Consider the following 8,965-nt stretch of genomic DNA (forward strand, 5'->3'; position numbering starts at 1 on the left):
CTCATCTCCTTTTCCTTGACTAAATAGATTGATATCAATAGAAATGGAGCATGTCAAATTCGATCGAGATTCCCTTTTCCACGACGCTGATGGTGCGTGACACCTGCCTCTGCCTGCATGTGCAGCGGGCAGCGCGCGCGCTTGCCCGGCTGTTCGACGATGCGCTGAGGCCGGCCGGGCTGACCAACGGGCAGTTTTCGCTAATGATGTCGCTGAACCGGCCCGAGCCACCGCCGATGGGGCCGGTCGCTGCCCTGCTCGCCATGGATCAGACGACGCTGACGGCGGCGCTGAAGCCGCTGCAGCGCAAGGGCTGGGTGACGGTGATGGAAAATCCGCGGGATAGGCGCGGCCGGCTGCTGTGTCTCACCCCTGAGGGCAAGTCGGTGCTGGCAAAGGCCCTGCCGATCTGGAAAAGCACACATGCAATGATAGACGGCAAGCTGCCGGATGGTAGCGCCGAACGGCTGCGGCAGGATCTGCAGGCGCTGTCATGAATGATGCCAAAACCGCCGAAGCCGGCCGGAAAGTACGCTGCCCGGCCGGCGGATGGCGGCAGCCGATGCGGCTACCAAGTTTTTAAAATCGATCAGGCGACGGTGACCGGGACCTCGGTCGAGGTGCGCATGGCGTGGCTGTAGGGGCAGACGATGTGGGCTGCGGCTGCGAGCTTTTCAGCGGTTTCACGATCGAGACCCGGGATGTTGACCGTCAGCGCCACTTCGATGCCGAAGCCGCCGCCATCTTCACGCGGGCCGATGCCGACCTTGGCGGAGACCGTTGTGTCCTCGGGAATCTTGACCTTCTGCTGGCCCGCGACAAATTTCAATGCACCGAGGAAGCAGGCGGAGTAGCCGGCAGCGAAGAGCTGTTCGGGATTGGTGCCGGTCGCGCCGTCACCACCGAGTTCCTTGGGAACGGTCAGCGTCACGTCCAGAACGCCGTTTTCGGAAACGGCGCGGCCCGCGCGGCCGCCGGTAGCAGAGGCTTTGGTCGTATAGAGAATAGGCATGACAATCTCCTTTGGTTGGCCCTTTGATCGGGTTGGATTTTCCTTATCGCACAATTAAATTGTACGCAAGTGAATTTTGCAAATTGCATTTCGGATTCGAAAAGAGGACAATCAGGCTTCAGGGATAATAGATATGAGAGCGCAAACGACGAAGACGATGGAGATACCGCAAGAGGAGAAGCGACTGGAAAAGCAGTTGTGCTTCGCCGTCTACGCGACGGCGCATGCTTTCACCCGCGCCTACAAGCCCATCCTCGACAGGGTCGGCCTGACCTATCCGCAATATCTGGTGATGCTGGTGCTGTGGGAACGCGGCGAACTGCCGGTCAAGACGATCGGTGAGCAGCTGGATCTCGATTCCGGCACGCTGTCGCCGCTGTTGAAACGGCTGGAACAGAGCGGGCTGATCAAGCGCATCCGCGACCTGCGCGACGAGCGGCAGGTGATCGTGTCGCTGACCCCTAGAGGTGAGGCAATGAAAGGAGAGATCGATACGATCATGACGGCGATCGGGCAAGCCGCGGGCTGCACGCTTCAGGAAATGGCCGAGATGCGCGACATGCTGCATCGGCTGCGGGGCAATCTCGGGCGTGCCGGCACGGGCGGCGGCTGAACGCATTTACCCGGTAGAGCCGGCGTGCGCGCCGAGAAATCAGGGCCGCGGCTTGGCCGGCGCCCGGCGCTTCTTTGCAGGCGCCGCCTTAGGTTCGGCCTCGGCCTCCTGCTGCAAACGCAGCGCCTTCAGCTTCTCCGTCTTCTTGTCACGGGCCGATGCCTCGGCGGCAATAATGGCGCGCGCCGTGTGATCGGTCGCTTCCGCCTTGTCGCGAGACGAAAGCTTGGCGGGATTGAAGAATTCTCCCTTGGTGGCGGTCATAGGCCCCTTTCCCAGGTGATGACGGCGTTACTGCATAGTTCCTCAAATCGGAATCGGTCAAGGAATTATGCTGAAATTCAAAGTGTTACAGCCTCCTTGCGCGTCTCAAAAAGACGCGCGGCGGTGTAAGCCATGGCTCCACGGCAGAAACCATGATTCACGGCTGAACCGTGATTGCCACGGTTGGGCCGTGATGCCACGCCCGGGATTAGCGGGTGGGGCGGAGAACCTTCTTCGGTGCCGGCAGCAGACCTTCGCGCTGCAGCTTCTTGCGGGCGAGCTTGCGCTGGCGGCGAATGGCCTCGGCCTTTTCGCGGGCGCGCTTCTCGGACGGCTTCTCAAATGCGCTGCGCGCCTTCATTTCCCGGAACAGGCCTTCCCGCTGCATCTTTTTCTTGAGCACGCGGAGCGCCTGATCGACATTGTTATCTCTGACGAGTACCTGCAAAACGATATCCTTCCTGTCGCGGCGGCGAGGCCGCACTGTCCAAAATAAAAACCCGGGCCAAAATAAAAAACCCGGAACTACTTCCCGATTTTGATGCTCGAAAACGTCAGCCAAGGCTCGGCGCCGTCGGACTTGGCCGCCACCTCGGGGGAAGCCCTCGACGGAGATTCACCGGTATCGATGTCGGCCTCAGTGATGCGGCGCTCGAAATTCTCCGCGTCGAATTGGACGCGATATTGCACATGCCCGTGGTCGTTGGGCAGGATGCTGGAGATCCGGCACCGCTTGTTGGCTTTCGCCGTTCGAGTGAGGCCGGATTTCAGTACGATCATGTCGCCGACTTTATAGTTTTGTCTGCCCATTTCAGCGTCCCTTCAACTCTTCGGCTGCTCAATCGGTCAATCACAAGGCCTGCGCAAAGCAAAAAGGCCGGGCTCGAACCCGACCTCTTCCAGTCACTCAGCCCGCTGCCAGTTTGGTCAGCCCGCCGCCAGTACATCCGTGGTCAGCGTAGGCGAATGACAAATCATGCGGCCTGAAGATTGTCGGCCGAATTCTTGCCGGACTTCTTGTCGCGGACGAGATCGTAGCGGATCTTCTGACCTTCAACGAGTTCGCGCATTCCGGCGCGTTCAACCGCTGAGATATGGACAAAAACGTCCGTAGAACCATCATCGGGCTGAATGAAGCCAAAACCCTTAGTGCCATTGAACCACTTGACGACGCCTGAATTCATAACGATCTCCTTTTCAACCGTTTGTGTTCGCCTGCGGAAAGATGTCCGACAAGCCGTATCGATGTTGAGAGGATATCTGACGGAGCGCTCAAGCGCGTGGACAAAGGTCGCAAGCAATTCGATACGCACCATGTAGGATATTTACCGAATTAAGCAATGGTATTTCGGAAAATAATTCTCTCGAGGGGGCAAAATGAAGCTCTTGCCCCAGGGGGAAGCACCTCTTTTTCCGGGGCAAAGCGCCAGCTTGCCCAGGGCAAAGCACTCGCTTGCCCGGGAAAAGGATAATTCCGAGGCGGCCGAATTGCGGCCGCCTCGGTGACGATTATTGCCAGACGACGATGGGCGCCTTTGTCGGCACGCGGTCGTAGAGATCGATGATATCCTGGTTCATCAGCCGCACGCAGCCCGACGAGACGGCCTTGCCGATCGAGCGCCAGTCGGGATTGCCGTGCAGGCGGTAGAGCGTGTCCTCTCCGTTCGAGAAGATATAGAGCGCGCGGGCGCCGAGCGGGTTCTTCAGACCCGGCTCCATGCCGCCGTTCTCGATCGAATATTTGACGAGTTCGGGCTGGCGAGCGACCATCTCGTTCGGCGGCTTCCAGCGCGGCCATCTCTGACGCCACTGGATGACGCCCGACCCCTGCCAGGCGAAACCCTCGCGGCCGATGCCGACGCCGTAACGCATCGCCATGCCGTCGCCCTGGACGAGATAGAGGAAGCGCGACGGCGTATCGACGACAATGGTGCCGGGGGGCTGACCGGTGGGATCGACGACGCGCTGGCGATAATAGCGCGGATCGATCTGCTCGTAGGGAACGGCTGGAATGAGAAAGCCGCCGTCTTCGATGGGGCCATACATGACGGCAAGTTCGGCCCCGCTCGGCACGCTCGATGTTCCCATCGATTGGAACAGGCGCATGGGCGAACGATAAATGATCGTCGTATCGCCTGATGTCACGGTGTTCGCTGAGGAGGCGCAGCCGGTGAGCGCGGAGGCTGCGGTCAACGCCGAAAAGGAAAGAAAGCTGCGGCGGGAAAGATGTCTATCGAAGCTCATGACGCGAGACTGATTTCCTTTGATACGGGAAGCCGGACAAGACGCCGGTTAAACCGGTGATTCGTCCGATGCCGATAACGATATTAGGAATATCTATCGGCTTGCGCCAAATAAACCATAGCTTCACGCAGACGTGTCCCGCCAGAAGCAGACGATATGGGAAGCGCTGTTGCAGCACTACATCACAACGATCTCGGCCTTGGCAGGAAGGCGGTCGTAGAGATCGACGACGTCCTGGTTCAGCATGCGCACACAGCCCGACGAGGTGGCCTTGCCGATCGACTGCCAGTCGGGTGTGCCGTGGACACGGTAGAGCGTATCCTGCCCATCCTTGAAGATATACATGGCGCGGGCGCCGAGCGGGTTCATCAGCCCCGGATTCATGCCGCCATTCTCCACCCCAAACGGGCGAACTTCAGGCTGGCGCGAGACCATTTCGACCGACGGCGTCCAGCGCGGCCATTTCTGCTTCCACTGGATGACGCCGCGGCCCGACCAGGCATAACCATCGCGACCGAGACCGACGCCGTAGCGCATCGCCTTGCCGTTGCCCTCGACGAAATAGAGGAAATGCGCCTTGGTATCGATGACCACCGTGCCGGGGCGCTCGGTCGTCTGATAATCGACCTCCTGGCGCAGGAACTGCGGCTGCACGCGGCTGACCGGGATCGCCGGCAGGGTGAAATCCTCGTCACGAAGCTCACCATACATCGCCATATGCACGGGATTGGTAACCGGCAGGCCATAGGTCTGGTTGAACTGCGTCTGGTAGAGCTCGCGCGTCTGCGGCACCGGCTGATCGGGGATCGGCCGCACCCGGCGCGGATCGACGCCGGGCGGCTGATAGAAGACCGGCGAGGTTTCCTGGACGAAGCGGGCGGGCGAATCGGCGGCGACATCGGGAATGAGGATGTTGCAGCCGCTCTGCGACGCAACTGCAATCACGAGCCCGGCAATCGGGAAGACCCGGCGCAGAAAATTCATGGAACCACCCTTATCAACGATCGGCAGACAGCGATATCTGCCGGAACGATGGCATCCGCGGCTGGCGCGAGGCTGGCGTTGGCGTGGGAAAGCCGGGGCTAAGACGACCAGAGCCGTCGGGCTTCACCGCGAAGTGCGGCGATCGCCCGCACGGCAAGGTCGCCGTCCATCTGCAGAACGCTTGCGGCATGTCTCAATTCAGTCTCGTCCTCAAGTCTGGTGAGGACCCAACCGATCTTGCGCTCAATGTCTTGCCCATAGGCTTCCGTCGCCTTGAGAACAGCGACAGTGGGAATTTCCATGTAGCGGATGAGAAGCATGCCGAGATCGATAGCATCACGATAGGCGACGGCCCTGTCCTGGCAGCGGTCAGCATTGGCGAGCAGTTTTTCGGCGAACATATCCGGCAGCGATAGCATGGGAACGTTCAGCCGTGGATCGACAGTACCTTCAAGAGCAATCCGCGCCTCGCGCACGATTTCGAAGCGAATCGGCTGCCCATCGAGGGTAAGGACCGTGCGGATGCCATATTGGTCAGTCCTGAAGTCTCGGAGCGCGGTTACCGGCTTTGCGAAAAAGGCCCCTGCTCCGCTTTCGACCGCCGCCATACGCAAGACGCGATATCCCTCGCCATCTGCACAGAGAAAATCGACATCGAGCGACAGCCGGTATTCGTCGAGATGCATGACAATCGCGGTTCCGCCGGCAAACCAACATTTGCTGGCCAGAAGAAAATCAGCCTTCATCAGCCTAAGGGCCGCGGCGATGGTACGATGTTCCGGCCGTCCGAATTCCATAATGGTCACCCGATTTCCGCCAAGCATAGATGCTAGGGATAAACAAACGGAAAATCAGGAAACGAGCAGGACGCCGTTACCATAGGTGGCGGCCAGATCGCGGATCAGCTGCGTCTCGCGTTCGCTCAGCCTGCCGGTATCGACGAAACGCCAGTTGCGCTCATAAAGCGCGAAGGCCTCGCCGGCGGGCATGGCGCGCGCGGGATCGCGATTCCAGGCGAGCGATTTCAGCTCGGGGAAGTCGTTCGGCACAATCATGCTTTCTGGCATGCTCTTAGCGTTCGTCGTCATCCCAGCAATATAGGGCCAATGGCCCTCAATTTGAAGCGGCTGGAATTCAAGTCGCCACCCCGTGGAAGAAGCGGATGCTCTGTTCGATTTCGGCCGGCAGTGCCGAGGTATGGTTGCCGGCGACGGTTTCCGTTTCGATATGAACGCCGGCACCGCGGGCTCGGCGGGCCAGCAGATCGGCACGGTCGTTGAAGTGCGGCTCCTCGGTGCCGTGGACGACACGGACCGGGCATTTGAAGCTGTGGGCGTAACACAGCGCCGAACGCACCTCGAATTCGTGCGCGTTGCTATCGTCGAAACGGATGTCCTGGGGATAGCGGTTGAAGAAGCGGAAGGCATCGGGGTTGCCTGAAATCGGTGCAGCGGCGCGGAATTTGTGAGTGCTCATCGCCGTCAGCATGGTCAGCGTGCCGCCGATGCTGTGGCCGGCGATGAAGAGGCGCTCGGGATCGACACCCGGCAGATGCGCCAGGCGCTCGGTGGCGGCGAGCACGTCGTCGACCTCGTCGTAGAAGCCGGAGAAATTGCCCATCTGGCCGTTTTCGCCACGCAACGACGGCATCATCACGACATAACCGGCATCCATATAGGGCTTCATCAGCTGCCAATGGCCGATGCCCATGGCATTGCCGCCGTGCAGGAAGAGCACGGCCGGCCTGGCGGCGCGCTCGCGCTTGTATTTCGAAACCCAGGCCGCCAGTTCCAGCTCGCCGTAACCCGAGCGGTAGAAGATCTTGTCGGCATCGGCTGGCGCATTCAGCGGTTCGTATTTGTCGGGCGCCGGGCCCTTCTGCAACAGCTTGGTGCGGAATTGGTGGCGGACCTTGGCATAGTCGCGCTTGGCAAGGCGCGGCTCGTCCGGGACATCGAAAGCGGCCGCCACGCGCGGCAGGATAAGTGCACCGGCAAGACCCGCCAAAACTACACGGCGCTGGAGGAAAAGGGAATTTCGTTCACGCGAGCTCATAACGCACCCATCATTTTCCCGGCATGCAGAATCTGCACCGGAAGATCGTTGCCGCCAATACACATGCTGTTGAAAATATTGCCCTGCGTCATTGTTGCGCAGGGCTTGCAACGTCACGCCGGCTTGGCCTCGATCATGGCGATCAGCGTGCGCAGCCGGTCGGCCTCGTAGGAGGGTTTGTCGGGGCGAAGGCGGGCGATGCGGGGGAAGCGCATGGCGACTCCCGATTTGTGCCGGGTCGAGCGGTTGATGCCTTCGAAGGCCACTTCGACGACGAAGCCGAAATCCTTGTCGGCGCGCACGGCCCGCACCGGGCCGAAACGCTCGGTGGTATTGTCACGCACGAACTTGTCGAGCACCTCGAGCTCGGCATCGGTGAAGCCGAAATAGGCCTTGCCGACGGGCACCAGCTGTTCGCCGTCCTCGTCATCAGCCCAGACGCCGAAGGTGAAATCGGAATAGTAGCTGGAGCGCTTGCCGTGGCCGCGCTGGGCATACATCAACACCGCATCGACGTTGTAGGGGTTGCGCTTCCACTTGAACCAGGGACCCTTCATGCGGCCGGCCTGATAGACGCTGTCGCGGCGCTTGATCATCACGCCTTCGATGACCGGATCAGGCGGGGCGGCACGCAGAGCGTCGAGTTCTTCCCACGACGAGAACGGCACGAGCGGCGAGAGATCGAAACGGTCGTGCGGGGCGCGGTCGATGATCTCGGTCAGCCGATCGCGGCGATCGACATAGGCAAGACCGCGAACATCTTCCTCATCGTCGAAGAGCAGGTCATAGGCGCGGATGAAGGCGGGGTAATCGCCAAGCATCTTCGACGTCACCGTCTTGCGGTTCAGGCGCTGCTGCAGGTCGGAGAAGGTGCGGGTCGGGCTGTTGGAGCGGGCGGTGCCGCCGACCAGCAATTCGCCGTCGACGACGCCGGAAAAATCGATCGCGTCGAGAATATCGGGAAAGGCGCCTGATATGTCGTCGCCGGAGCGGGAATAGATCTTGCGCCTGTCGCCGGAGCGGGAGAGCTGGACGCGGATGCCATCCCATTTCCATTCGGCGGCATAATTTACTGGATCGAGACCGGTCAGATCCCCCTCCTCCACCGCATTGGCGAGCATGACGGAATGGAAGATCGCCGGAGTGGCCAGCACCGGCTTTTCGCCGCCACCCGCCAGCCATTCGAACAGCGTCTCATAGGGCGGCTGCAGGCCATGCCAGAGGGTTTCGATCTCGGTGACGTCCTTGTCGCCGAGATCGGCGAGTGCCTGCTTGGCAAGGCGGGCGGAAACGCCGATGCGCATGGCGCCGGTGGCAAGCTTGATGAAGGCGAAACGGCCGGAGGAATCCAGCCGGTCGAGAAGATCGCGGACGTAGCTGCGCACTTCGGTGCGGCCGAGCGCATTCATGCCGGTGACGACCTCGCCGAGACGCGGCTGGGCAAAGGCCGAGCGGTCGATATCCCTCTCATTGTCCCAGACGAGCGAGATGGTTTCGGCAAGATCGCCGACATAGTCGTAGGAATAGCGAAACAGCACCTCGTCCATCCGCTCCAGCACCAGCTCGCGCAGCATGGCGGGCTTGACGTTGCGCACCTCCAGCGTGCCGGCGATGGCGGCAAGGCCATAGCCGCGGTCAGGATCCGGCGTGTCGCGGAAATAGTCGGTCAGCAGCTTCAGCTTGCCGTTGCGGCTGGGGGTCAGCACCAGGCGATCGAGGAGGTCGGCGAAGGCTTTCATGGGTGCCTCCCTGCTCTTGAGGAAGACCCCTCCCCAACGGCATATGGAAAAGAC

General features: G+C 60.8%; 13 protein-coding genes. 2 read left to right on the forward strand and 11 right to left on the reverse strand.

Annotated features, from left to right (window positions below; translation table 11 throughout):
* Positions 1–50: 50 nt before the first annotated feature.
* Positions 51–497 carry a MarR family winged helix-turn-helix transcriptional regulator gene (locus GFM02_RS25560; protein WP_168323155.1) on the forward strand — a complete coding sequence of 149 codons (447 nt, stop codon included), beginning with the start codon at positions 51–53 and terminating at the stop codon, positions 495–497.
* A gap of 92 nt (positions 498–589) precedes the next feature.
* On the opposite strand, the gene GFM02_RS25565 is transcribed toward GFM02_RS25560, so the two are convergent.
* A complete protein-coding gene (locus GFM02_RS25565) occupies positions 590–1,012 on the reverse strand; it encodes an organic hydroperoxide resistance protein (RefSeq protein ID WP_003546481.1) in 423 nt (140 codons plus the stop codon).
* A 124-nt stretch (positions 1,013–1,136) separates the two neighbouring features.
* Here GFM02_RS25565 and GFM02_RS25570 point away from each other — a divergent pair, with 124 nt between their 5' ends.
* Complete coding sequence (locus tag GFM02_RS25570) at positions 1,137–1,625, forward strand: MarR family winged helix-turn-helix transcriptional regulator (RefSeq protein ID WP_026265067.1); 489 nt, start codon at positions 1,137–1,139, stop codon at positions 1,623–1,625.
* 39 nt (positions 1,626–1,664) lie between these two features.
* Here GFM02_RS25570 and GFM02_RS25575 read toward each other — a convergent pair whose 3' ends face one another.
* The 10 genes from GFM02_RS25575 to GFM02_RS25620 all read right to left on the reverse strand — a co-directional run bounded on the left by GFM02_RS25575 (position 1,665) and on the right by GFM02_RS25620 (position 8,911).
* Positions 1,665–1,889: a hypothetical protein gene (locus GFM02_RS25575; RefSeq protein ID WP_168306982.1), complete on the reverse strand. Its 225-nt coding sequence runs from the start codon at positions 1,887–1,889 to the stop codon at positions 1,665–1,667.
* A gap of 208 nt (positions 1,890–2,097) precedes the next feature.
* Entirely contained in the window at positions 2,098–2,337 is a 240-nt protein-coding gene (gene rpsU / locus GFM02_RS25580) for a 30S ribosomal protein S21 (protein WP_003546477.1), read from the reverse strand.
* A 77-nt stretch (positions 2,338–2,414) separates the two neighbouring features.
* Complete coding sequence (locus tag GFM02_RS25585) at positions 2,415–2,699, reverse strand: cold-shock protein (protein ID WP_168323156.1); 285 nt, start codon at positions 2,697–2,699, stop codon at positions 2,415–2,417.
* Between the two features lie 164 nt (positions 2,700–2,863).
* Complete coding sequence (locus tag GFM02_RS25590; protein ID WP_003546468.1) at positions 2,864–3,073, reverse strand: cold-shock protein; 210 nt, start codon at positions 3,071–3,073, stop codon at positions 2,864–2,866.
* A 325-nt stretch (positions 3,074–3,398) separates the two neighbouring features.
* Positions 3,399–4,133, reverse strand: coding sequence for a L,D-transpeptidase family protein (locus tag GFM02_RS25595; RefSeq protein ID WP_020049095.1), 735 nt, complete (start codon positions 4,131–4,133; stop codon positions 3,399–3,401).
* A gap of 177 nt (positions 4,134–4,310) precedes the next feature.
* Positions 4,311–5,117 carry a L,D-transpeptidase gene (locus GFM02_RS25600; protein ID WP_020049094.1) on the reverse strand — a complete coding sequence of 269 codons (807 nt, stop codon included), beginning with the start codon at positions 5,115–5,117 and terminating at the stop codon, positions 4,311–4,313.
* A 98-nt stretch (positions 5,118–5,215) separates the two neighbouring features.
* Positions 5,216–5,914: a nucleotidyl transferase AbiEii/AbiGii toxin family protein gene (locus tag GFM02_RS25605; protein WP_168323162.1), complete on the reverse strand. Its 699-nt coding sequence runs from the start codon at positions 5,912–5,914 to the stop codon at positions 5,216–5,218.
* 54 nt (positions 5,915–5,968) lie between these two features.
* A complete protein-coding gene (locus tag GFM02_RS25610; protein WP_168323163.1) occupies positions 5,969–6,172 on the reverse strand; it encodes a hypothetical protein in 204 nt (67 codons plus the stop codon).
* A gap of 79 nt (positions 6,173–6,251) precedes the next feature.
* Complete coding sequence (locus GFM02_RS25615; RefSeq protein ID WP_168323157.1) at positions 6,252–7,172, reverse strand: alpha/beta hydrolase family protein; 921 nt, start codon at positions 7,170–7,172, stop codon at positions 6,252–6,254.
* Between the two features lie 113 nt (positions 7,173–7,285).
* Positions 7,286–8,911 carry a cisplatin damage response ATP-dependent DNA ligase gene (locus GFM02_RS25620; RefSeq protein WP_168323158.1) on the reverse strand — a complete coding sequence of 542 codons (1,626 nt, stop codon included), beginning with the start codon at positions 8,909–8,911 and terminating at the stop codon, positions 7,286–7,288.
* Positions 8,912–8,965: the final 54 nt, after the last annotated feature.

Origin of the sequence: Rhizobium leguminosarum bv. viciae, assembly GCF_012276115.1 — a bacterium.
In the GTDB taxonomy this organism is placed as follows: Bacteria; Pseudomonadota; Alphaproteobacteria; order Rhizobiales; family Rhizobiaceae; genus Rhizobium; species Rhizobium leguminosarum_T.

Excerpts from the sequence above, each read along its gene's own strand:
- GFM02_RS25585 (WP_168323156.1), bottom strand. The coding sequence starts at position 2,699 with ATGGGCAGACAAAACTATAAAGTCGGCGACATGATCGTACTGAAATCC.
- GFM02_RS25610 (WP_168323163.1), bottom strand. The coding sequence starts at position 6,172 with ATGATTGTGCCGAACGACTTCCCCGAGCTGAAATCGCTCGCCTGGAAT.
- GFM02_RS25560 (WP_168323155.1), top strand. The coding sequence starts at position 51 with ATGTCAAATTCGATCGAGATTCCCTTTTCCACGACGCTGATGGTGCGT.
- GFM02_RS25590 (WP_003546468.1), bottom strand. The coding sequence starts at position 3,073 with ATGAATTCAGGCGTCGTCAAGTGGTTCAATGGCACTAAGGGTTTTGGC.
- GFM02_RS25575 (WP_168306982.1), bottom strand. The coding sequence starts at position 1,889 with ATGACCGCCACCAAGGGAGAATTCTTCAATCCCGCCAAGCTTTCGTCT.
- GFM02_RS25565 (WP_003546481.1), bottom strand. The coding sequence starts at position 1,012 with ATGCCTATTCTCTATACGACCAAAGCCTCTGCTACCGGCGGCCGCGCG.
- GFM02_RS25605 (WP_168323162.1), bottom strand. The coding sequence starts at position 5,914 with ATGGAATTCGGACGGCCGGAACATCGTACCATCGCCGCGGCCCTTAGG.
- GFM02_RS25600 (WP_020049094.1), bottom strand. The coding sequence starts at position 5,117 with ATGAATTTTCTGCGCCGGGTCTTCCCGATTGCCGGGCTCGTGATTGCA.
- GFM02_RS25615 (WP_168323157.1), bottom strand. The coding sequence starts at position 7,172 with ATGAGCTCGCGTGAACGAAATTCCCTTTTCCTCCAGCGCCGTGTAGTT.
- GFM02_RS25620 (WP_168323158.1), bottom strand. The coding sequence starts at position 8,911 with ATGAAAGCCTTCGCCGACCTCCTCGATCGCCTGGTGCTGACCCCCAGC.
- GFM02_RS25595 (WP_020049095.1), bottom strand. The coding sequence starts at position 4,133 with ATGAGCTTCGATAGACATCTTTCCCGCCGCAGCTTTCTTTCCTTTTCG.